Here is a 23,301-nt window from a genome sequence, read left to right as displayed (position 1 = left end):
ATTGGGGGTAACGTCAATAGATAAAAAAGGTACGATGAGAGGTGCAATTAATTGCAGCACTTTTATTTTTGTTTTTTTCCCCATTTTTACATCTAACTAAGCGTGAAACAAGCTCGTTCCAATAGAAAACTCCAAGTAATAAGTGGTAATCGCTAATGCTATAAAAACGTAGATTGTAGTTCTCTTTGGATTTGTAATAGCTCTTCCATTAGCTTCATTATAATAGGAGTGATTTTTGCTGTGAACAAATGGACAACACCAGATACACCCGCGTATCAAGATGAATTTACGCGTGAGTTTTTTTTAAAAGACGGCGAAGCACCAGAAGGCTTTCATTTATTTGAATCAGGAACGGGAAAATATACGATGATATTTCCAGCTAACTATGTCGTTGAAGAATCATCTTATTATCGTAAAAAAGGCCGGGGTTCAGGGGTTATCAATACAGAGAATGTATATCTTCATCAGGACGGTGTTCATCCGAAAAAAAATCAACAAATTAAAGGAATTAATCTGTTTTTAAAACCAGATGGAAATGTATTAGTCGATGCAGCTTTAAGAGTGATGTTAAAAAAAATAAATGCTCCAAGTGATACGAAAATTGAAACGATAAAGGATGACAACAAAACGGTATATTATGCGGAAAATATTAGTGACTATGAAGCTGAAGATGGCAGTATCAATACAACCTTTTTCTTATACGGGCTTATTACAGATAACCGTTCAAAACAAGCACTTTATTTTAATTTAAGACAAAAATGTTTTGATAGCAATGAAAAATGTGAAATTGACTTTGATAAAGAAAAAGCGATGGCATTAAAAATGCTTGAAAGTGTTCAATTTAAGTAAAATAATGAGATGATCTGACATTAAAATGATACATAAACCATCTTGTAACATATTAATCCATTTGTTATATTAAACCTATTATGTAAGATTATTATTTTGATATTGTTTATCAATCAACTTTTTTCAAGCAAGGAGTGGCACGATGGCATTTACGTGGACAACACGAAAAATAATCCTCTCATTAATCATTGTTAGCTTCATTATGATAGGAGTGATTTTTGCTGTGAACAAATGGACAACACCAGATACACCCGCGTTTCAAGATCAATTTACGCGTGAGTTTTTTTATTAAAAGACGGCGAAGCACCAGAAGGCTTTCACTTATTTGAATCAGGAACGGGAAAATATACGATGATATTTCCAACTAATTATGTCGTTGAAGAATCATCTTATTATCGTAAAAAAGGCCGAAGTTCAGGGGTTATCAATACAGAGAATGTGTATCTTCATCAGGACGGTATTCACCCGAAAAAAAAATCAACAAAAATTAAAGGAATTAATCTCTTTTTAAAACCAGATGGAAATGTATTAATAGACGCCGATTTGAAAATCCTGTTAGAACAAATAAATGCTCCAAGTGATACGAAAATTGAAACGATAAAGGATGACAACAAAACGGTATATTATGCGGAAAATATTGATGATTATACATTCGAAGATGGCAGTACAGATACATCTTTTTACTTGTATGGGTTTATTACAGATAACCGTTCAAAACAAGCACTTTATTTTGATTTAAGACATAAATGTTTCTACAGTAACGAGAAAAAATGTGAAATTGACTTTGATAAAGAAAAAGCGATGGCATTAAAAATGCTTGAAAGTATTCAATTTAAGTAAAATAATGAGATGATCTGACATTAAATGATACATAAACCATCTTGTAACATATTAATCCATTTGTTATATTAAAACTATTATGTAAGATTATTATTTTGATATTGTTTATCAATCAACTTTTTTCAAGCAAGGAGTGGCACGATGGCATTTACGTGGACAACACGAAAAATAATCCTCTCATTAATCATTGTTAGCTTCATTATGATAGGAGTGATTTTTGCTGTGAACAAATGGACAACACCAGATACACCCGCGTTTCAAGATCAATTTACGCGTGAGTTTTTATTAAAAGACGGCGAAGCACCAGAAGGCTTTCACTTATTTGAATCAGGAACGGGAAAATATACGATGATATTTCCATCAAATTATGTGATTGAAAAAGAATCATATTATCGTAAAAAAGGGAGAGGATCAGGGGATATAAATACAGAAAATATATATCTTCGCTTAGGTGATACTCATTTGAAAAAAGATAAATTCCTTAAAGGAATTAAACTTTTTTTAAAACCAGATGGAAATGTAATTGTTGATAGTAGATTAAGGAATATGTTAAAAAAAATAAATGCTCCAAGTGATACGAAAATTGAAAAGATAAAAGATGACAACAAAACAGTTTACTATGCGGAAAATATTGATAATTATGAAGCTGAGGGTGGCAATATAAATACAAATTTTTTCTTATATGGATTTATTACAGATAATCATTCAAAACAATCGCTCTATTTCAATTTAAGACAAAAATGTTTTGATAGCAGTGAAAAATGTGAAATTGACTTTGATAAAGAAAAAGCAATGGCATTAAAAATGCTTGAAAGTATTCAATTTAAGTAAGTTGGCGAGGTGGAATAAATGAAGCAGGAAGGCGTATTAGGTGAACTCGTTCGGGCGAGATTAACGAGTGCGGAATATGATGGTTTAACGAAAGAAACAGTGGAAAAGTTTTATATTGAAGAGTACGGACAATTGCCGCCGCCATTTGAGATTATTCATTCAGATAAATTGCAAATTGGCGAAGAGTCTGGCTTTAACGGGACGGCAATCCACTTTTTTGATGACAAGCAAGCGATTAATGAAGTTTATGTTATAAACCGCGGTACAGAAGGGGACTTAAGTAAATTTGCGGAATTAGGCGAAAAATGGTTTAAAACGTTAAAGAATTATAAACAAAATCCTGAAAATTTAAAAGAAATAGTTTTTAGCGGAAATGAAGATATATATACAGACGCTTATGAAGTGCTGTTAGGTGACGATCAATCGCAAATTGAGGATAATCAAGATTTTAAAGACAAAGTGATTCAAAAAGTAAATGAAAAAAATTTACTAACTAAACCAGTTTTCTTTTTAGATGCTCATTCGTTAGGCGGAAATCAAGGGCAAACATTAATGGTGACGAGCGGGGATTTGTTTACAGATGTAAATGTGTATAACGATGCCCCAATGAATATTTACACTATCGTTAGAATGCATGATAAAATAAGAAAAATTATAGAGGATAAATATGGTATTTTAGCCGACGAACACGATATTTACAAAATTAAACCATCTGAATTATATTCAATTCTCGACAAAGAGCTAGGCAGCTATGCTAGTAAAATCACTTACTATCGAAATGAGGAAGATTTGTTAACGAATTTAACGCTTCCTTATGCTTATCGGTTAACGAATAAGATGAATGTCGTTACATTTGATTCTGATTCGAAAGTAGGCAGACCAGTAGACTTAGCCGCCAAGTATCCGGATTTAACGGGAATGATTGTGTCTATACTAGATCGGGCGAATCAAGTGAAAGGTTTATCTTATCCTGAAATAGCATTCTTCGCAAAATCAGGCTTCGTTGCGGCAGCTCTTCCATCATTATTCCATAATGATTTTGAGCGAAGGATTGGTCATTTAATTGATGACTTTGAAGGAATCGATTTGACAGGTCATGCAATGGATGTCGTGATTGCACAAATCGCGAAACAATCGCAGCAAAAAATTGTGAACAACGAGCTAATGATAAAAGTGGCGGATATTGATGGCGGAGAAATTGAGATTAACCTTGATGCTGCCTATCGCTTTTATAGCGAAGGTTATTCGCTTTTGTTTGGAAAAGAGGAAACAATTCCAGCAATGGAACGTGTCTTTCAAACGTATATTGTCGAAAGTTATCAAAGACATGTGACATATACAACACAGCAGTGGCTGAAATTGAAGAGAATCCAGAAGCATTTTTATCATCATCTGACCGCTATACGGTCGATGTGCAATATCATGTAAAATATTCGAATTTTCGCTTTTTAGATCGTCCAAGACCACAGCTTGCACCAAATATTACGATGCTTTTTGATGAAGTGATTGCAGGGATTCGGTTAGAAACGAATCGCCAAAAAGAGTTTTTAGAAAAATATAAAGACGGAATTAAAAAAAGTTGGCGGAAACAGATGAGCGTATTGCCCTATTATTTGATACCCATTTAGAAAGAAGACAGTCATGGTGAATCGAGGTTTTGTCCAGTTACAATTACATCACTTTGTTGAAGAGTCTGTCATGGATGCTGAAAAAGCATTAAAAAATTATTTGTCAGCAATCGAAAATCAAAATGATCATTTTTTTAATAAAGGATACACGACAAAGTCATCTGGGTTCAAAGGCAAGTTTCGTCAGGAATTTACCGCTCGTCTTTACGACGAAAAAGAAATGATGCTCTCGTTGCATAGTTCGAATGAAGCGAAAATGTCACAGTTAATTCGTTATTTTCAACAACAGCTTCAAGATACAGTGAACCAAGAATATCAATATGAAACAGAGCTCGTTCCGATAGAAACTTCACGATAATATTTGTTCATAAAGACGATATCGGAACGAAGGAGAAAGCGGACTTTCTTTTTCGTTTCATATTGCGAGAACGAATAAGCTAAAAATAAAGATTAAAAGCTCCGATATGAAACAAACAACACGTGAATACCATTAGCAGCTAGTTAATGCATAATGTGCAGCATTCACCCCAGCAAGATGGCCAGTGACAAGGGCAGATGTAATATTGAAGCCGCCTGTATAACCATGAATATCTAATATTTCACCACAAAAATACAGTCCTGCTACTAATTTTGATTCCATTGTTTGTGGTTGAATTTCTTTTATTGATACACCGCCACCAGTGACAAATGCCTTTTCTATTGGTAACGTTCCATTCACTTTAAACTTAAATTGTTTACAGCTTTGTGCAAATTTTCGGAGTTTATCGTGAGAAATCGCGCTTCCTTTCATTAAAGGATCGATTTGATTTTCTTCTAGTAAAAATAATAAATAACGTTCTGGAAGAAGTCCTTTTAATAAATTTTTCATTCCTTTTTTTGGCTCTGCTTTCATCAGTAGAATCATTTTTTTAAACAGTTGTTCTTCATTCATGTTAGGCAAGGAATCAAGGCTCATTACAACTTCTGAAAGCTTTCGTTTTTTCATTTCTTTCACGACAAATTGGCTACAACGAAGAACGGCGGGGCCACTGATACCAAAATGAGTGAAAATCATATCCATTTTGTGAGTAACAAGTATTTTTCCTTTTTGGTTAAGAACAGATAAAGCGATATTTCTTAATGACAAGCCTTGTAACCTTCTATCTTGAATAAATGTTTCTGCTGAAGTAAGCGGGACTTCTGTCGGAAATAAATCGGTAATCGTATGGCCAGCTTTTTTTGCCCATGCATAGCCGTCGCCTGTTGATCCGCTATGCGGAACAGATTTACCACCGACGGCAATAACGAGTGCTGATGTGTTCACTATTTGTTTGTCTTTAAGTATGACCGACTTTATTTGTTTACTAGCAAAGTCGATTGTTTTGACAGGGCTGTTTGTCCAAATCGTTACGCTTAAATCATTTAATTGGTTTAATAAAGCATCTACGACCGACTGAGCCTTGTCTGTAGCAGGGAACATTCTCCCGTGGTCTTCTTCTTTTAATTTGATGCCAATTTTTTCAAAAAAGTAAATAATATCTTCGTTATTAAAGATTGAAAAAGCGCTGTATAAAAATCGACCGTTTCCTGGAATGTGTTTAATGATCTCATCAACAGGCAATCGGTTCGTCACATTACAGCGACCACCGCCTGAAATTGCAAGTTTACGGCCAAGCTTATCCCCTTTATCGACGAGTAAGACTTTTGCTCCTTTTTCTGCTGCCCCGATTGCTGCCATTAAGCCTGAAGGCCCCCCGCCAACAACGATTACATCATATATCATAAAACCACCAACTTTAATTTTTTTATTATAGAAAATAGTTGTCGATTAGTAAGCTGAAAGCTTTTCACCAAATTTATTATTTATTCCTTTGTTTTTATTGTTCTGAACGCTTTTCTTTGGAAACTAATTTGATTATAGACCATCTTTCTTTCATTACAAAAGAAAATAAGTGTTTTTATAAGAATAAAGAAGGTGGCACAATACGTTATTTAGCGGTAAACTACAAATAGTAAAATAAAAAAGTTGGGGAATTTTGTTTAGGATGGGATCTAGATGTCTTCAAAGTTGTTAAGAGGAACGTTTATATTAACGTTAGCCACGATTATTTCAAAAATACTAGGACTCTTTTATGTTATACCGTTTAAAGCGCTTGTCGGAGATGCTGTGTTATATACATATGCTTATGTTCCATATACGATTTTTATTAGCATCGCAACCGCGGGTGTTCCTTTAGCTGTCTCGAAGTATATTTCAAAATATAATACACTAGGCGAATATGCAGTTGGCAGAAAGTTGTTTAAATCTGGATTGCTCATAATGACTATTACCGGGGTAGTTTCATTTCTCGTTTTATACATGCTCGCACCTATTGTAGCACCGGAAATAATAGTTGATACAGATCAAACGACAAAAGTTGAAGATGTAGTAACGGTCATTCGATCGGTTAGTTTTGCGTTAATACTTGTTCCAGTTATGAGTTTAATTCGCGGCTTTTTTCAAGGGCATGAATCGATGGGTCCTTCGGCTGTTTCGCAAGTTGTTGAGCAAATTATTCGAATTGGATTCGTCCTCATTGGTGCGTTTGTTGTTTTAAAGATCATGGACGGAGATATCGTATCAGCGATTAGTGTCGCAACGTTTGCAGCATTTATTGGAGCTGCTGGCGGCCTTATTGTGCTTATCTGGTACTGGCTTAAGCGAAAGCCTTATTTTGATCAACTGTTAAAAAAAGATAAAGGGACAATGGACATTTCTTTAAAAGATATTTATTGGGAAATCATCCAGTATTCTATTCCATTTGTCATTGTTGGAATAGCTAATCCGCTCTTTCAATTGATTGATCAATTTACCTTTAACCGTGCAATGTCAGCCATTGGATTAGCGGCACAATCGGATACGAGTTTAGGGATTATTAATTTTGACACACATAAGCTTGTGATCATCCCTGTTTCATTGGCAACTGCATTTTCGTTAACGCTCATTCCAAGTGTAACAAAAGCGTTTACAGAAAGAGACCGGCAAAGCATGACGAGTCAGCTTAACCAAACATTTCAAGTTGTATTATTTTTAACGCTCCCTGCTGTTGTAGGAATTTCACTATTGGCAGAACCGACCTATACAGTGTTTTATGGTCATAATCAATTAGGGGCAGATGTGTTGCAAGTTTATGCTCCGGTTGCCATCTTATTTGCATTCTTTTCGGTCACTGCAGCCATTTTACAAGGAATTAATGAGCAACGCTTTACAATTTTAAGTTTATTAGTTGGCCTTTTAATTAAGCTAAGTTTAAATATACCGCTTATTAAAATATTTGAAACAAAAGGGGCAGTGTATGCAACTGCATTAGGGTATTTAGCTGCAGTAATCATTAATATTATTGTCATTAAACTGTTTGCCCGTTATTCATTCCGGCTGGTTATTCATCGTAGCTTGCTAATTAGTTTTTTTACATTTTTGATGTTTATAGGAGCAGCAATCGTTTATAAATTGCTTGGATTCGTATTGACACCAGATACTAGAATGGAGTCGCTTATTATTATCATCATTTGCGCAGTTGTCGGGGCTGGAATTTACTTTTATTTAAGTTTTCGAACGCAGCTTATGAATGTTTTATTTGGAGAAAGAGCAGATCGTTTACGAAAGAAATTACGTTTGCCTTTTTAAAATGGACGCCCTAAAAAATGACTGAGATTGTAGTCAAAAGAAATTCTCAGACTGGTTGAAAACACTTGTCAGTCGAAGCAGAAGCGAAAGAACATATCGTTCATGAGCTTCGACGAAGTGCAAATAACATAGAATGCGAGCGTTTGTCAACAGTCTGAAACGGTCTTTGTAAAGACCGTTTCAGTTTGCAGATAAAGTCAATATTTAAGGTGAAAGATTGTATAGTCAATAACTCATATCAGAATAATAATCGGTCATTCCAAAGCGACGTTCAAGGCGTTGAACACGGCGGTCTAACCGATCTAACTGGCGATTAAATCGATTTACTTGCCGCTCAAGCCGTTCTAAGCGCTGTTCTGTCCCGCCTCCTGGGTAGCCTGGTGGTGGAAATCCAGGGGGAGGGTAAAATTGTCCTTGTTGCTGCCGGTAATTCATGTTGATCAGCTCCTGTATATAAGTAATGTGTAATGATAATAGTCTATGTAAAATAACGATCTAGGTAACGGGCATCCGCCCATCGGACTAGTTATTTTCGGAGGAACAAATAATGCGAATAGATAAAATGCTTGCTAATTTAGGTTATGGCAGTCGAAAAGAAGTAAAGAAGCTGCTGAAAGAAGGTATAGTGAAGGTTAATGATTCTATTGTTAAAGACGGGAAACAGCATGTAGACCCTAATAAAGATGTCGTGACGCTACTTGGTGATGTAATTGAGTATAAAGAGTTTATTTATTTAATGATGAATAAGCCGCCAGGTTTTATTTCAGCAACAGAAGATGCTGTTGAAGATACAGTGATCGATTTATTGCAGCCAGAGGAATTAGTGTTTCAGCCATTCCCAGTAGGCCGGCTCGATAAGGACACGGAAGGTTTACTGCTTTTAACAAACGATGGCCAACTTGCTCATAAACTTTTAGCACCAAAAAAAAATGTTCCGAAAACATATTATGCAATTATTGATGGTGAAGTAAATTCAACGGATGTAAATGCATTTAATAAAGGAGTAGTTCTTGATGATGGTTATAAGACAAAGCCTGGGAAGTTAACGATTATAAAGTCAGGAGTTCGCTCGGAAATAGAATTAACGATAACAGAAGGAAAGTTTCATCAAGTAAAAAGAATGTTTCAAGCCGTCGGAAAACGTGTAATTTATTTAAAACGATTATCTATGTGTTCGTTAAAGCTTGATGATACACTTCTTCTCGGGGAATATCGAGAATTAACAGATCAAGAAGTTAAAATGTTAAACCAACAAGTATAGAAAAACGGGTGTTTAGATTCCACACCCGTTTTTTATATGTCTGTTTGTTTTAGTGATTTTAAGATGACATCTTAACTTTTCTTTTTGTTGTTGTCCATTTGCCTCGGCTGGGGCTTTGAACTAAATCATTATAAGCCAAGACGTTTAGATCCCTTTGTATCGTACGAGGAGTGATACCAAATTCCTCTACAAGCTCCTGCGTCGTCACGGTTCCATTTTTTTGAATAAACATGTAGACGGATTTGATACGGTTTAACATCCGGTTAGTTGAAGGTTTCAAAAAACCACTCCCTATCCTTTTTTCAAACCATTGGCATAATCCTACAACAGACCTTTAAAAAATCGATCTTCAACAACATGTCAGTTTTCTTTTCCGCAGACAACTCCTTTATAGATTGTTCCTTGCAGAATGGCTCCAGGATGTCATACCTCTAGTACATTTTACACTTAATTGAATTAAATTGCCACAATTATAAACTAATTTACGAAAAAAAGCTAGTCGTTTTGTAACCCTTATTTTGTATGAAAGGGTCATGAAGGTGTTTTTAGCTACCTTTTTTGTTAATCTATCATATGGATAAAAGGTGGAATATATGTAGGATAAGAAAATAAAAATATTCTTTTTTGAAGAGTGAACCTTTTTGATCTATTTCTTCGTATAAGATAAGTAGAGGAGCATTCCTGTAATTAAGGAAATTTGAGGATTGCACAAAAAAGAGCCCCCTTGGTATGATACGAGGTGTCCCAAGCTGATCAGCAAAAGGGACCCTTAATTGATACCCAAGGAGGACTCAAAATGAATTATACGCAAAATCAAAAGATCTCGCAAATCACACCATCAACTCTGATTATTGGCATTGATATTGCCAAAGACAAGCATGTCGCACGCGCTCAGGATGACAGAGGCATTGAGTTTGGCAAGCGCCTAATCTTTGAGAATAGAATCCACGGTTTCCAAAACCTTCTGCAATGGGTGGAACGCCACCAGAAACAGAATGAGAAAGACCGTGTGATCTTCGGCGTTGAGCCGACAGGGCATTACTGGCTGAATCTGGCTTATTTTCTTACTGCCAAGGGGTATGACTTTGTTTTGGTCAATCCCATGCATGTCAAGAAAAGCAAAGAACTGGATGACAACTCTCCAACCAAAAACGATACGAAAGATGCCAAAGTGATTGCACAGCTGATTAAAGACGGGCGATACTCCGTACCCAATCTCTTGGATGGTATTTATGCCGAGCTGAGGGAAGGCGTCAAAATAAGAGATCAGCTCGTCGAACAGCTTATGATCACAGAAGGCCGTATCCAAAACGTCATCCAACGTTACTTTCCGGAGTTCTTCGATGTCTTCAAGGACTGGAAAGGAAAAGCAGCCCTTTGTACATTAAAGCTGTTTCCGTTCCCTTTGCAGATCAATGAAAAGACATCTGAGGAAGTGCTTGCGGCATGGAAGCCGTTTGTCCAAAGGGGCGTAGGCATCAAGAAGGCAACGAAGCTGGTGGAGACAGCAAAGAAGAGCATCGGCGTTCAAAATGGCATCCAGTTTGCCAGGCGTGAAATGGATTGTCTGCTTGAGCAGTATGAACTTTACAATGAACAATTGGAACAGTTGGATCAAGAACTGGAAGGCCTGGTGGAAACCATGCCAGGAGCCAAGGAAATGATGGTCATCAAAGGCCTGGGCCCACCCACAGTCGCTTTATTTTTCGCTGAGGTGGGTGATATCACGAAGTACAGCCATCCCCAGCAGCTCGTAAACCTGGCAGGGCTGTCATTGCGTGAACATAGTTCAGGAAAAATTCAAGGGGCAAACAAGGATCACCAAGCGAGGCCGAAGCAGGCTTCGAAGGGCCTTGTATGTGGCGATTCGTCCATTGGTTGCACACAACCCAACCTTTAAAGCCCTGCATCATTTCTATACCAAACGCCCTGACCGCCCTTTAAAGAAACAGCAGTCTCTGATTGCCCTGTGTTGCAAGTTGTTGCGTGTCTTGTTTGTCATCGGTAACAGACAGTGTGAATTTTTGGTTCCAAACTATTGCAAGGTCTGCCCCAAATAGAAACGTTACAGGCAGCATGAAACAAGTAAAGTAACTCCTTAACTACCTGCTTCATTCTCAAAACAAACACCAATAGCGCAGAGCCGGAGTTTATTTACACCATTCGGGCATAAGACCCAGCAGAGGAGCATATCCGGCCTCCACCTCATGGATACGCAGGACGAAGGAATGTATGGACCCGATCCGGAGAGACATAGGAGGGTGAGCGACCGTGAGTCGTGTGGAGACCTTACGCGCGGGTTATACCTTTTGTTTACCAAACTTATCCAGTTTGGTCGTTAGGATGGACCATACCATGCAAGAAAATTCTGTCTATATCCACTTTAAGGTGCAATAGCAATTAGGTGTAAATAAAGTCTCTATGAAAATTTGAGAATGAGTAAGTATTCAAGAGATAATTTAACTTTATTGAAGGAGGGGAAAAGGTGGTATTATTAACCGTTGATATTAAACAAGCCGGATACGAAATAAATAAAATGGTTATTTCTAATATACAGTTTGAAGTGAAGTCTGGAGAGCTGATCGGATTAATTGGACCGAACGGTGCTGGGAAAAGTACAACGATAAAATCTATTATTGGTTTAATGAGTCATCTTGAAGGTAGAATTACCTTTAAACAAAATGTGAAATATTCATATATTCCTGAAAGACCGATTTTTTATGATGAACTTACCCTTTGGGAACATCTTGATATGATTTCAACAATTGAAGAACTTGGTGAGCAAGCGTTTCAAGAGCGTGCGAATGAATTGTTAAAAACGTTCAAACTTGACCAGCATGCCCATAAATTACCGACTACGTTTTCGAAGGGTATGCAGCAAAAAGCGATGCTCATTTTATCATTATTAATAAAACCAGATGTCTATATTATTGATGAGCCTTTTATTGGGCTTGATCCAAATGCGATGAAAATCTTTTTGAATGTAATAGAAGAAGAGCGCAAACGAGGTGCAGGAATTTTAATGTCAACCCATGTGTTAGATACTGCGGAAAAGGTATGTGATCGCTTTTTGCTTATTACGAACGGTAAACTAACGGCAAAAGGAACTTTAAATGAAGTAAGAACACAGTGCGGTTTACAAAATGGCTCCCTATACGAATGTTATCATGCTTTTTCTGAAGGGGATCATCATGTCTAGCAAGCAATTATTTTTAAAACGATTATTTGCTGAGTGGAAGTTTCAATATGGGGTCTTTCGTACTGTTCTTGATTGGACAGTTATTGTTTATTTAGTGATTCCGGCCATTGTTATCTTCACATTTATCTATCGTTCTTGGTGGTTTGAAACACCAGAATGGCTCACATATACTCAATTAAGTGCTCTGTTTTTAGTTGGCTATCTCATAGTGTGGGTTGGTCATTTTCGCACGTATATTCTAGATGCTGATATCGTATTTTTAATAAAACATCAGCAGCTTTTTATCGGAGTGAAAAAAATTGCATTTGTTTACTCCCTTATCTTTCATGCACTTGGAATCGGCGTGCTTACAGTTATTTTTTTGCCTTTTTTTATCCGTCATTTTCAGTTGTCTAATGTTCAAATTTTTCTATATTTCCTTTTATTCACATCATTAAAATGGTTATTGATGACGTTAAAGCGTTTACTAATAAGAATAGAAAGACGATTTTTAAAACAAGTAATAAATACATTACTATTTATTATATTTGCTTTTGTTCTAGCAGGTTTATATGTAGCGTGGGTGAACGAAGATGTACTCGTTTGTTTCTTAGCTGCTACTACTTTTATCGTGACTAGTGGATTTATTTACATCCCAACTTTAGCAAAGCTCTCAGAATTTAATCTAGATTTAATGGTTGAAAAGTTAGAAAGGATAAAATATATTGGTTTTATTTTACAGTTTTCTTATGGTGTTGAAAAAACAAAGGTGATGACAAGAACAAAACCGTTACTTTTTAGACGGTCACAGCGAATTTTTAAAAAAAGGACACCTGAAAGTGGATTAATAGAGCTATTTATAAAAGTATTTATCCGCAACCCACTATATTTGTTCAGTTATTTTAAAATTATCGCAGTTTCTTCAACTGCTATCACATTAATTCCCCCAGTTTGGATTAAGATTTTAATATTTGGGTTTGGGATTGTTGCATTACTGTTTTGGATTTCACTAGCTTGGGAAAAAATTTTATTAGATCATCCAATAACAAAAAAGTATGGCCAGTTAAATGCTTATTTTGTTGCTAAAAAGAAGGTGACTATCATATTATTATTAGTCGGTATATTTATTTTACTCGTTGTTTTTATATTAGCAATGATGTTCAGAAATTTTCTTCCGCATTAATTGAAAGGTGTAAATAAATTAAAATTCATTATATGATAAAGATAAGGATATCTCATTTCAACGTATAGTTTTAATCGAAAAACGCTGAGTAAAGACTTGATAACGAATAGAAAGCAGTTCATAGACTAACAACTAAGTGTAATGAATAATAGAATATAGGTGGGTGTTTGTCAACGGATATCAAACTCACTTTTAGAGGGGGATTTATTTGTGAAAGAAATCAATTGGATGAAAGAAGTAGAAAAAAGTAAGACAAGCTTGCTTGAAGACACACAGCAGCTGCTTAAAATTAAAAGTGTATTAGATGAAGAGAATGCTACTCCAGACGCACCTCTTGGCGAAGGAGTGAAAGAAGCTTTACAATTTATGCTGAATCTCGGTGAAAAAGACGGATTTAAAGCTAAAAATGTAGACCATTTAGCAGGTCACTTAGAATTTGGCGAAGGGGAAGAATTAATCGGAATTTTATGTCATGTTGACGTTGTTCCAGAAGGTGACGGTTGGTCAAGTGATCCATATGGGGCAGAAATTAGGGATGGAAAAATATTTGCTCGCGGTGCGATTGATGATAAAGGACCTACATTGGCTGCTTACTATGGGATGAAAATTGTGAAAGAGCTAGGTTTACCTATTAGTAAAAGAGTTCGAATGATTATTGGTACTGATGAAGAAAGTAAATGGCGGTGTGTAGAGCATTATTTCCAACATGAAGAAATGCCTACAATGGGTTTTGCCCCCGATGCTGATTTTCCTATTATTTATGCCGAAAAGGGAGTTGCAGATATTGAGTTAGCCCAGCTGCCTGTACAAGTCGAAAAGAAAGAGAATGAAATAGAAGTCGTTTCTTTCTCAGCAGGAAGAAGAAAAAATATGGTACCTGATTTTGCAACATGTTCATTAAATATTGATGGAAATCAGATTGAAATTATTCAACAATTTGATCAGTTTGTAAAAGAACATTCCTTAAAAAGCAAATATTATGTTGATAAAGGCGATCTTATTCTAGAAGTTGAAGGAGTATCTGCTCATGGGATGGAGCCAGAAAACGGAAAAAATGCAGGGCTATATTTAAGTCTTTTCCTCTCTAAGTTGGATTTAGAAGCTCAAGCAGCACAATATTTTCAATTTGTTACTCAATATTTTATGAATGATTCAAGAGGAAGGAAACTAGGAGTCGCTTTTTCCGATCATATTACTGGCGAGCTTACGATTAATGCAGGAGTACTGTCATATAAGGATAAAGCTGGTGGTATGCTCGGTTTAAGTATCCGCTATCCTGTGACAAATGATGCTGAAAAAATGTTTACTATTTTGGCTGAAATAGTAGAAAAGTCTCATTTTAAAATAACACATTTTTCCGATTTGCAGCCTCATTATGTTGATGAAGAGAATGTTCTCATTCAAACTTTGAAAAAAGTATATGAAGAACAAACTGGAGAAAAAGCAGAACTTCTTTCAATTGGCGGGGGAACTTATGCTCGTTCATTAAAATCTGGAGTTGCTTTTGGACCGCTATTCCCAGGGCGACTTGATATTGCTCATCAAAAAAATGAATATATAATGATTGATGATTTATTGAAAGCAACAGCCATTTATGCTCAAGCCATTTACGAACTGGCTCGCTAACTTAAAGTATTTAAACTACATAAGGAGTTGTACAGAATGGAATACGTCATATTAGATGGTGAAATATTGAACCGTAAAGAGGCAAAAATTGATATTGAGGATCGAGGATATCAATTTGGTGATGGTGTATATGAAGTAATTCGAGTTTATAACGGGACAATGTTTACTAGAAATGAGCATTTACATCGTCTAATTGAAAGTGCTGAAAAAATCGGAATGAAACTGCCATATACACTTGAAGAAATGGGACAGCAGCTTGAAGAGTTGGTAGAGCAAAATAAGCTTCGCCTCGGAACTGTTTACTTACAGTTTACAAGAGGAGTTTCCCCACGCGGTCATGCTTTTCCTAGTTCGAATGTACCGCTTACATATGTAGCCTATACAAGAACTGTTCCCCGCCCTGCTTCGGATATGGAAACAGGTGTAAAAACGATTACAAATGAAGATATTCGCTGGCTTCGTTGTGATATTAAAAGCTTAAATTTACTTGGCAACTTGCTCGCTAAACAAAAAGCAAAAGAAGCAGGATGTTTTGAGGCAATAGGGTATCGCGACGATATTGTAACAGAAGGAAGTTTATCTAATATATCCATTGTTAAAAATGGAAAAGTCATAACCCATCCAGCAAATCATTTCATTTTAAATGGAATTACGAGACAACAAGTTCTACAGCTTTGTCATAATAACGGGATTCCATTTGAAGAAAAAACATTTACTTTACACGATCTATTTCAGGCAGATGAAATATTTTTAACAGGGACAACAGTTGAGGTAATGCCAATTGTTGAAGTTGATGGAAAGGCAGTTGGGGCTGGAAAACCTGGATCTACAACAAAACGACTCCAACAATTGTTTAAACAAGAAATTATTAACCAATGCGGGGGCTTAGAATAAGACCTTATATGATTCAAAAATTAGATGATGGCTCATTAGATCACTATTGATAAAATAACGATTAGAAAGGAGCTGAAAATGAAGCATCCACATTATTTTATCGCACTAAAGCTACCTAAAGAAGTGAAATACAAGCTTTATAACTGCTGTGAAAAGCTAAAAAAACAATTTTCATTTTCTAAATGGGTTCATATGGAGGATTATCACTTAACATTGGCGTTTCTGGGTGCATTATCGAATGATCAGCTTACATTGACATGCGAGTATGTAGAAGCTGCAACGAAAGCTGAAGAAAGTTTTACGTTGGCGGTTAATAAAATGGGGATTTTCGGAAACGTTCAAGCTCCTCGTGTATTTTGGGCAGACGTTGAAAAGGAAAAAAAAAGATTTATTTTTCATTACAGAAAAAAGTATATAACGCATGTATAAATGCTGGATGTCAATTAGAAACGAGGCCATTTTGTCCACACATAACGTTGGCACGTAAATGGAGAGGGATAGAACATTTTGATCTAGAAATGATCAATTCCACTTTAATTAATAAAAAGCGATTAGAATTTTTTGTTGAACATGTTGTTCTATATAAAACAAATATTGAAAAGGTACCGAAATATGAACCGTTAAAAGTTTTTCGATTACAAAGTTAAAACTGATGATCGAAAGTTATCACGGCATTTAACGGATTTCCGAAAGAAATCTCCCATCCTCAAGGAATGTGAAGGGCATTCGATTGGCTTTAGCCAAAGCCAATGATATAATCAGTATTAGATAGAATAAAGGACTGATATATCAATGAAATTAGATAGTAATAATCATTCGGTGTTCTCGATGTGTTATCATCTTGTGTTGGTTGTAAAGTATCGCAGAAAAGTCTTTGACACTGAAATATCTGATTTTGCAAAAAGGAAGTTTGTTGAGATTGGAAGTAAATACAATATCACTTTAGTGGAATGGCATCACGATAAAGATCATGTCCATATCCTGTTCAATGCACATCCTAACTCCGAACTATCAAAGTTCATTAATGCTTATAAGAGTGCTAGTTCTCGATTGATAAAAAGAGACTTTCCGTACATTAGAAAAAAACTTTGGAAAGAGATGTTCTGGTCAAGAAGTTTCTGCCTTCTAACAACAGGCAGTGCACCAAGCGATACCATTAAGAAATATATCGAAAATCAAGCTCAAAAGTGAGGTGAATAGATATGACTAAGCAAAACAAATTGCAAGACGGTCATATCAATTACCAAAACTGAAATGAGTAAAACTCAAACAACATAATGAAATCCATGAAAATTTCAAGTTAAAATTATGTATGTACGATTTCCAAAACAAAGACAGGAACATATTATGTGTCTGTACGAGCAGAATATGAAAAAGACATTCAGCCTAAAGCGATAGAACATGTTGTTGGGTTATATTTTGCTGAGATGTGAGTAGTAAGAATGAAAAAGCCAATGATCGTCGTTGCTATCGTATAAATTCAGAAAAAGCACAACGTATTCCGTCTAAACGTAAGAAAGGTTCTGCACATTGGAAGAATAAGTAACGCATAGTAGTGGGGAAATTAAGTCGAGAAGTTCCCACTTCAATCAACTCGTAAGAGAGAGAAGTGGCGAGCAGTTCACAAAATGATTGACACTGTTTAATTTCATTATATATAATATGAGTTTCTCGTATACACTTGACGAAAAAAGCCTATTGGAGATAAAATTTATAAGATAGCTGTTGTAACATTGATTATTACGATGGCTGTCTTTTTTATTCTAACTGCTATCGATCGTGAAAAATTGCCATTGTCATCATTATTAAATTATAATACATATCTTAAATTCGGGGCTGTTAGGAAATCGCAAATAATTGAAGGTGAACAATTTTGGAACATTTATTAGGTCAAGATTGGGATATTTTCCCTGCTGGAGGAGCGACAGGAGAAGCTTTTTTTGCTCAACATAAAGAACAAAAATTATTTTTAAAACGTAATTCTTCTCCGTTTTTAGCAGTACTCTCGGCAGAAGGAATTGTCCCAAAGCTTGTATGGACAAAAAGATTAGAAAATGGCGATGTCATTACTGCCCAACAATGGTTAAACGGTCGAGAGCTAAAACATGAAGAAATGAATGACATACGTGTGGCAAAGTTGTTAAGGAAAATTCATTGTTCAAAACCGTTACTTTCTATGTTAAAACGTTTGGGAAAAACACCTCTTCAGCCCGAAAAGCTGTTGTTGAAAATTCAACTTGAAATGGAACAAGAATTAATCGAGCTTGAAGCAATAAAGAAATCTCTTCATTTTTTAGAAGAGGAAGTATCAAATATTCAATCAAATGATAAAGTTGTTTGCCACTGTGATGTAAATCATAATAATTGGCTTTTATCAAAAACAAATAAATTATATATAATTGATTGGGACGGAGCAATGATTGCCGATCCCGCAATTGATTTAGGTTTATTACTTTATTGGTACATTGATCAAAGTAATTGGGAAACATGGCTTGAAAAATATGGGATAAAGTTATCTGACCATTTAAAGCTTCGAATGAAGTGGTATGTGATTTCACAAACACTTTATTCAATTCAATGGCATAAAGATAAAAATCGATTTCAAGAAATGAATTACTGGATTGAGTATTTAGACGTTGTGTTACCGTAAACTTTAAGAGAAATTTTTAAAGCTTGAAACCCATTGAGATAATGTCATTTGGTAATTCTCAATATGTTGATTGATATTTGTTGAGTTCAGCCCGTTTTGACTATATTCCTCTATTTCTTTTAAGACTGACTTAACAGATTGATCAATATTGCAGTTTAGTGTTAACGATTTGACTAAACGACCCAACTGTTCATACTCTGACGGTGATCCACAACAATCGGCTTGATGATTTTTTAATATATATGTTAATAAGTTTATTTGATCTTCGTAATTTAATGGCAGAGCGATCAAATCCTTTCATACATAAAACTAAGAACGAAAGAGGAATTCATTCATAGGTTATGGATTCCTTTTTTGTTTATACGTGTTTTTATTATTTTACTTGCATGCTTAAATTGTGCATGATATTGTTTGTATTGATTAAATTTTAGGGGTGGCAACATGCGTTTGCGAAATAAACCATGGGCAAAGGAAAAGCTAGAGCAATATCCTGAATATTATATTTCTTGCCCGGAAAGATATAAAGGTTCATGGACGAAAGTGTTCAGTAAAGATCAGCCTTTACACATCGAAATTGGTACGGGAAAAGGCCGATTCATTTCTGAAATGGCAAAGACGAATCCACACATTAATTATATAGGGATTGAGCTTCAAAAAAGTGTCATTGTTTCGGCATTAGATCGGTTAATTGAACTTGATTTGCCAAATATTAAATTATTAAATATTAATGCAGCTGAATTAACGGACGTTTTTTCTAAAGGGGAAGTTCAGCTTATTTATTTAAATTTTTCTGATCCTTGGCCAAAAAACCGTCATGAAAAGCGCCGATTAACGCATAATAATTTTCTTCGAATATATGAAAATATTCTTGTAGACGAGGGAGAAATTCATTTTAAAACAGATAATCAAGGTTTATTTGAGTACTCTTTATTAAGTTTCTCAGAGTATGGTTTGTTATTAAAATTTATCAGTTTGGATTTACATTCTAGTCATTTTGAAAAAAATATTATGACTGAATATGAAGAAAAGTTCTCTTCATTAGGTAATCGAATATATCGTTGTGAAGTAAAATATTGTTCTTGCACTGGAAGCAATTTGTCCCAAAAATGAAAACCAAAAAAGACGACCATTTTTTAAATAAAGGGCAGTTAAGATTTCACATTAAAAATGGAGTGAGATTTAACTGTCTTTATAAAGATTAGAACAGTTTAAGATTAATTATTTTCAAAAGAGTTTGAAAAGTGATAAAATATAGTGAAAAAAGATCATTTTTTGGAGGTAGTTATGGAGAAGCTTACAATAGGGAAAATAAAGCTAACATGGCTTAATGGAGGAGTTACTCATTTAGATGGGGGAGCGATGTTTGGAGTAGTTCCGAAACCGCTTTGGACGAAAAAATACCCTCACAATGAAAATAATCAAATTGAATTGCGAACAGATCCAATTTTAATCCAGTATGAGGGAATCAATTTTTTAATGGAGACAGGAATTGGGAAAGGGAAAATGAATGATAAGCAAAAGCGTAATTTTTGTGTAACAGAGGAATCTAGTGTAGAAACATCATTAATAAAGCTTGGATTATCTCCTTCTGACATTGATTATGTCATTATGACTCATATGCATTTTGATCATGCTTGCGGTTTAACAAAGTTACATAATGGCGAATATGTATCAGTTTTTCCAAACGCTAAAATTATTACTTCAGTTGTAGAGTGGAATGAAATGCGTCATCCGAATATTCGCTCACAAAATACATACTGGAGAGAAAATTGGGAGGCTGTTGAAGGACAGGTTGAATCATTTGAACGAGAATGGTCATTCAAAGATAAAATTAAGATGATTCATACAGGGGGGCATAGTGATGGCCATTCAGTTGTTATCATACAAGATGAGGATGAAACTGCTGTTCACATGGCTGATTTAATGCCTACTCATGCCCATAACAATGTTCTCTGGGTCATGGCATACGATGACTATCCAATGGATTCAATTAAAGGGAAAAAAAAGTGGATGGAATATGGTTTAAAACAAAGTGCTTGGTTTACATTTTATCATGATGCATATTATCGTGCCATTAAGTGGGATCATGATGGAAAAATCATAGAAGATCATATTAAAAGAGTACGTCCGTAATTAAGTGGAAAAACTGCTCTGCTAGTTAAAAAGCACAGTACTAGCTTAAGAGACGTTAACTATATAAGATTAGTTTTGGACAAGGTGAATAGTTCATTGAAAGCGCTTGCTATTTCAACTCTAGTTAAAAGAGGTTGGGACATAACTAAAAACAATCAACTCTAAAAACGAACGATATGCTCATTCAGCGGAGAAAATATACGTAGACTCCTGCGGGAAAAGCAACAGCTGAAAATCCCGCAGGAAGCGGTTTTTGCTTCCGAGTTTGAGGCGTTGCCTGCGGAAAGCGAAGTATATTTCCGGAGCGGGATATAAGCACTAACTATCTCATTGTTCGGATTTATCTTTGATTAAAATGGTTTTGTCCCGACCTTCTTTTAAGGAGTAGCTTCTTTTAACAATTAGTTTGAAAGGGATTTTTCTATTTGTATCGGATAAAGATCGATAACAGTTCCTGTTGAAGCATCAGCTATAAATTCAAACTGTTCTTTTTCTCCATTGTGATTTCGAGAAATTCCACCTTTAAAAACTTCATACTGAAGCTGTTTCGATACATAAGGCTCGGATTGTATTTGAATCCATGATCCAGTGATCGGCCCTTCTTTTTTAAAAGCGGCTTTAACGTTGTCTAATACTTTTTCAGGTGAAATAGTTGATTTTTCATCAATTAGCCCTTTCGTTAAATAACCGCCAATAAATCCAATTCCTAATCCGGCAAGCAGCGTTTTCCAATTCATTTCATGGCACCTCCATGTTTAATTTTAACAAAATATAATCATGATTTCAGTGTTTACTAGCTTTTATAAGTATGTTTTTTACAAACAAGGCGGTAATAGTGGAAAGGCATTTCAAAGTTCTGTAAAATACAAATGATACATATAAATCTGCTTGTTATTAAGGGGGAGTAAAAATGCACGAAGAAACTTTACAACTTTTCAAAACATTAACAGAGTTGCCTGGAGCTTCAGGTAATGAGCATAAAGTGCGCCATTTTATGAAAAAAGAGCTTTCCAAATATACAGATGAACTTGTACAAGATCGATTAGGCAGTATTTTTGGAGTAAAGAGGGGGAATAATGATGGACCTGTTGTGATGGTTGCGGGTCATATGGATGAAGTGGGATTTATGGTCACTTCTATTACTGAAAATGGAATGATTCGTTTTCAAACTTTAGGAGGCTGGTGGAATCAAGTATTGCTTGCTCAACGTGTTCAGATCATAACTGATCAAGGTTCAGTTATTGGAGTTATTGGCTCAATTCCTCCCCACCTATTGAATGAGGCAAAGCGAAATAAACCGATGGAGATCAAAAATATGCTTATTGACATTGGTGCAGATAATCGTGAAGATGCTGAAAAAATTGGCATTAAACCAGGACAGCAAATTGTCCCTATTTGTCCATTCACGCCGATGGCAAACGAAAAGAAAATTCTTGCAAAGGCTTGGGATAATCGTTATGGCTGTGGTTTAGCAATTGAGCTATTAAAAGAATTGCAACATGAAACAGTTCCAAACGTATTATATTCTGGTGCAACTGTCCAAGAAGAGGTCGGTTTAAGGGGCGCACAGACAGCTGCAAATATGATTAAGCCCGATATTTTTTTTGCTCTTGATGCAAGTCCAGCAAATGATATGTCAGGTGCAAAAAACGAGTTTGGTCAGCTCGGTAAAGGGGCGTTATTAAGAATTTATGATCGATCAATGGTTACTCATCGTGGAATGAGAGAGTTTGTTCTCGATACAGCTGAAGAGCATCATATTCCTTACCAATACTTTGTATCCCAAGGCGGAACAGATGCGGGTAGAGTTCATTTATCTAATGGTGGCGTTCCAAGTGCTGTCATCGGTATTTGTTCACGATATATTCATACGCATGCATCAATTATTCATATTGATGATTACGCAGCAGCGAAAGAGTTACTTGTTAAATTAGTGAAAACATGTGATAAAGCTACTGTTAAATCCATTCATCAAAATAGCTAATTAAAAAGGGGCGGTTCCAAAAGTCATTTTTCAAAGACTTTTGAGAACTGCCCCATTATGTGATTGCTCAAATATCGAAGAATAGATTGTGAGAATTTAATTGATTTATGCTTCTTCGAAAATATAAGATAACGCCTTTAATGCTTGATTAACAGTTTCAACTGTGACATTCGCTTTTCGTGACAGTTCTTTTAAAGGGTGATGAAACTCTTTCGGTCTGATTAAAATAAGCGGTTTCCCTAAACTAATCGCTGCACTAGCGTCCATTGCAGTATTCCATTGTTTATATTTTTCACCAAACAAGGCAATGACAAGATCAGATTTACTCATTAAAATTTGTGTGCGCAAGTTATTTATACTTGAAGCAGCTTCATCTTTGTAAATAATATTTGGCTGTTCACCAAGGATTTCTTCCCCAATTGAATCAGAACGATCATGATTTTCCATTGGCCCTACAAATGTAACGGGAAGATTTAATGATTTCGCTTTCTCCTTTAACTCATTTCTCCAGTTTGTATGAATCTCTCCTGCTAAATAAATGGTTAACTTCATTTTTTCCACTCCTTACATTGATTCTTCATCCATTTTACCATTTCAG

General features: G+C 35.5%; 26 protein-coding genes and 1 pseudogene. 21 read left to right on the top strand and 6 right to left on the bottom strand.

All coding sequences use genetic code 11. The annotated features are described in order from the left end of the window. Nucleotides 1-240 precede the first annotated feature (240 nt). The 7 genes from K6959_RS13210 (at nucleotide 241) to K6959_RS13180 (ending at nucleotide 4,506) form a co-directional block, all read left to right on the top strand. Entirely contained in the window at nucleotides 241-849 is a 609-nt protein-coding gene (locus K6959_RS13210) for a hypothetical protein (RefSeq protein ID WP_223086734.1), read from the top strand. A 142-nt stretch (nucleotides 850-991) separates the two neighbouring features. Further along, nucleotides 992-1,141, top strand: a complete 150-nt coding sequence (locus tag K6959_RS13205; RefSeq protein ID WP_223086733.1) for a hypothetical protein — start codon at nucleotides 992-994, stop codon at nucleotides 1,139-1,141. A 59-nt stretch (nucleotides 1,142-1,200) separates the two neighbouring features. After that, nucleotides 1,201-1,689 (top strand): hypothetical protein, encoded by a 489-nt coding sequence (locus K6959_RS13200; RefSeq protein WP_223086731.1) that lies wholly within the window; start codon nucleotides 1,201-1,203, stop codon nucleotides 1,687-1,689. 141 nt (nucleotides 1,690-1,830) lie between these two features. Then, on the top strand, nucleotides 1,831-2,520 hold the full coding sequence (locus K6959_RS13195; protein ID WP_223086730.1) for a hypothetical protein: 690 nt from the start codon (nucleotides 1,831-1,833) through the stop codon (nucleotides 2,518-2,520). 18 nt (nucleotides 2,521-2,538) lie between these two features. Beyond that, complete coding sequence (locus K6959_RS13190) at nucleotides 2,539-3,948, top strand: DUF6792 domain-containing protein (protein WP_223086728.1); 1,410 nt, start codon at nucleotides 2,539-2,541, stop codon at nucleotides 3,946-3,948. Continuing rightward, the gene (locus K6959_RS13185) at nucleotides 3,933-4,148 is read left to right on the top strand and encodes a hypothetical protein (RefSeq protein ID WP_223086727.1); all 216 of its coding nucleotides are present in this window, start codon (nucleotides 3,933-3,935) and stop codon (nucleotides 4,146-4,148) included. The genes K6959_RS13190 and K6959_RS13185 overlap by 16 nt, the downstream gene beginning before the upstream one ends. Nucleotides 4,149-4,161: 13 nt before the next feature. Further along, entirely contained in the window at nucleotides 4,162-4,506 is a 345-nt protein-coding gene (locus K6959_RS13180; RefSeq protein WP_163242373.1) for a hypothetical protein, read from the top strand. A gap of 132 nt (nucleotides 4,507-4,638) precedes the next feature. On the opposite strand, the gene K6959_RS13175 is transcribed toward K6959_RS13180, so the two are convergent. Beyond that, a complete protein-coding gene (locus tag K6959_RS13175; protein WP_316252494.1) occupies nucleotides 4,639-5,910 on the bottom strand; it encodes a BaiN/RdsA family NAD(P)/FAD-dependent oxidoreductase in 1,272 nt (423 codons plus the stop codon). Between the two features lie 273 nt (nucleotides 5,911-6,183). On the opposite strand from K6959_RS13175, the gene K6959_RS13170 reads away from it, so the two are divergent. Continuing rightward, a complete protein-coding gene (locus tag K6959_RS13170) occupies nucleotides 6,184-7,794 on the top strand; it encodes a putative polysaccharide biosynthesis protein (protein ID WP_163242371.1) in 1,611 nt (536 codons plus the stop codon). A gap of 225 nt (nucleotides 7,795-8,019) precedes the next feature. On the opposite strand, the gene K6959_RS13165 is transcribed toward K6959_RS13170, so the two are convergent. Further along, a complete protein-coding gene (locus tag K6959_RS13165) occupies nucleotides 8,020-8,229 on the bottom strand; it encodes a hypothetical protein (RefSeq protein WP_163242370.1) in 210 nt (69 codons plus the stop codon). 112 nt (nucleotides 8,230-8,341) lie between these two features. Between K6959_RS13165 and K6959_RS13160 the strand changes: the two genes are divergently transcribed. Next, nucleotides 8,342-9,055: a pseudouridine synthase gene (locus tag K6959_RS13160; RefSeq protein WP_163242369.1), complete on the top strand. Its 714-nt coding sequence runs from the start codon at nucleotides 8,342-8,344 to the stop codon at nucleotides 9,053-9,055. Between the two features lie 58 nt (nucleotides 9,056-9,113). On the opposite strand, the gene K6959_RS13155 is transcribed toward K6959_RS13160, so the two are convergent. Continuing rightward, a complete protein-coding gene (locus K6959_RS13155; protein WP_163242368.1) occupies nucleotides 9,114-9,335 on the bottom strand; it encodes a DeoR family transcriptional regulator in 222 nt (73 codons plus the stop codon). Between the two features lie 582 nt (nucleotides 9,336-9,917). Here K6959_RS13155 and K6959_RS13150 point away from each other — a divergent pair. The 9 genes and pseudogenes from K6959_RS13150 (at nucleotide 9,918) to K6959_RS13110 (ending at nucleotide 18,586) form a co-directional block, all read left to right on the top strand. Next, nucleotides 9,918-11,115: pseudogene (locus tag K6959_RS13150) on the top strand (IS110 family RNA-guided transposase). Between the two features lie 425 nt (nucleotides 11,116-11,540). Further along, entirely contained in the window at nucleotides 11,541-12,254 is a 714-nt protein-coding gene (locus K6959_RS13145; RefSeq protein WP_163242366.1) for an ABC transporter ATP-binding protein, read from the top strand. Further along, a complete protein-coding gene (locus tag K6959_RS13140) occupies nucleotides 12,247-13,416 on the top strand; it encodes an ABC transporter permease (RefSeq protein ID WP_163242365.1) in 1,170 nt (389 codons plus the stop codon). Before K6959_RS13145 ends, K6959_RS13140 begins: the two co-directional genes overlap by 8 nt. A gap of 210 nt (nucleotides 13,417-13,626) precedes the next feature. Further along, nucleotides 13,627-15,042, top strand: a complete 1,416-nt coding sequence (gene pepV, locus K6959_RS13135) for a dipeptidase PepV (RefSeq protein ID WP_223086725.1) — start codon at nucleotides 13,627-13,629, stop codon at nucleotides 15,040-15,042. 36 nt (nucleotides 15,043-15,078) lie between these two features. Then, nucleotides 15,079-15,936 carry a D-amino-acid transaminase gene (gene dat, locus K6959_RS13130; RefSeq protein ID WP_163242363.1) on the top strand — a complete coding sequence of 286 codons (858 nt, stop codon included), beginning with the start codon at nucleotides 15,079-15,081 and terminating at the stop codon, nucleotides 15,934-15,936. A 78-nt stretch (nucleotides 15,937-16,014) separates the two neighbouring features. Then, the gene (gene thpR / locus K6959_RS13125; RefSeq protein ID WP_223086723.1) at nucleotides 16,015-16,365 is read left to right on the top strand and encodes an RNA 2',3'-cyclic phosphodiesterase; all 351 of its coding nucleotides are present in this window, start codon (nucleotides 16,015-16,017) and stop codon (nucleotides 16,363-16,365) included. Further along, nucleotides 16,323-16,583, top strand: coding sequence for a 2'-5' RNA ligase family protein (locus K6959_RS19895; RefSeq protein WP_223088393.1), 261 nt, complete (start codon nucleotides 16,323-16,325; stop codon nucleotides 16,581-16,583). The genes thpR and K6959_RS19895 overlap by 43 nt, the downstream gene beginning before the upstream one ends. A 145-nt stretch (nucleotides 16,584-16,728) precedes the next feature. After that, a complete protein-coding gene (gene tnpA / locus K6959_RS13115; RefSeq protein WP_163242361.1) occupies nucleotides 16,729-17,127 on the top strand; it encodes an IS200/IS605 family transposase in 399 nt (132 codons plus the stop codon). 682 nt (nucleotides 17,128-17,809) lie between these two features. Further along, on the top strand, nucleotides 17,810-18,586 hold the full coding sequence (locus K6959_RS13110) for a phosphotransferase family protein (protein ID WP_223086722.1): 777 nt from the start codon (nucleotides 17,810-17,812) through the stop codon (nucleotides 18,584-18,586). 3 nt (nucleotides 18,587-18,589) lie between these two features. Here K6959_RS13110 and K6959_RS13105 read toward each other — a convergent pair whose 3' ends face one another. Next, a complete protein-coding gene (locus tag K6959_RS13105; protein WP_316252493.1) occupies nucleotides 18,590-18,877 on the bottom strand; it encodes a YtzH-like family protein in 288 nt (95 codons plus the stop codon). 150 nt (nucleotides 18,878-19,027) lie between these two features. Between K6959_RS13105 and trmB the strand changes: the two genes are divergently transcribed. Beyond that, nucleotides 19,028-19,696, top strand: coding sequence for a tRNA (guanosine(46)-N7)-methyltransferase TrmB (trmB, locus tag K6959_RS13100; protein ID WP_163242359.1), 669 nt, complete (start codon nucleotides 19,028-19,030; stop codon nucleotides 19,694-19,696). A 174-nt stretch (nucleotides 19,697-19,870) separates the two neighbouring features. Next, entirely contained in the window at nucleotides 19,871-20,719 is an 849-nt protein-coding gene (locus K6959_RS13095) for a YtnP family quorum-quenching lactonase (protein WP_223086720.1), read from the top strand. 401 nt (nucleotides 20,720-21,120) lie between these two features. On the opposite strand, the gene K6959_RS13090 is transcribed toward K6959_RS13095, so the two are convergent. Beyond that, the gene (locus K6959_RS13090; RefSeq protein ID WP_163242357.1) at nucleotides 21,121-21,456 is read right to left on the bottom strand and encodes a PepSY domain-containing protein; all 336 of its coding nucleotides are present in this window, start codon (nucleotides 21,454-21,456) and stop codon (nucleotides 21,121-21,123) included. Nucleotides 21,457-21,629: 173 nt separating this feature from the next. Here K6959_RS13090 and K6959_RS13085 point away from each other — a divergent pair, with 173 nt between their 5' ends. Next, nucleotides 21,630-22,703 carry a M42 family metallopeptidase gene (locus K6959_RS13085; RefSeq protein WP_163242356.1) on the top strand — a complete coding sequence of 358 codons (1,074 nt, stop codon included), beginning with the start codon at nucleotides 21,630-21,632 and terminating at the stop codon, nucleotides 22,701-22,703. 105 nt (nucleotides 22,704-22,808) lie between these two features. Here K6959_RS13085 and K6959_RS13080 read toward each other — a convergent pair whose 3' ends face one another. After that, nucleotides 22,809-23,255 (bottom strand): YtoQ family protein, encoded by a 447-nt coding sequence (locus K6959_RS13080; protein ID WP_223086719.1) that lies wholly within the window; start codon nucleotides 23,253-23,255, stop codon nucleotides 22,809-22,811. Nucleotides 23,256-23,301 lie beyond the last annotated feature (46 nt).

Origin of the sequence: Bacillus aquiflavi (assembly GCF_019915265.1) — a bacterium.
In the GTDB taxonomy this organism is placed as follows: domain Bacteria; phylum Bacillota; class Bacilli; order Bacillales; family Cytobacillaceae; genus Bacillus_BT; species Bacillus_BT aquiflavi.
Note: the sequence above shows the minus strand (reverse complement) of the source record. Positions and strands in the feature narration are given on the sequence as shown.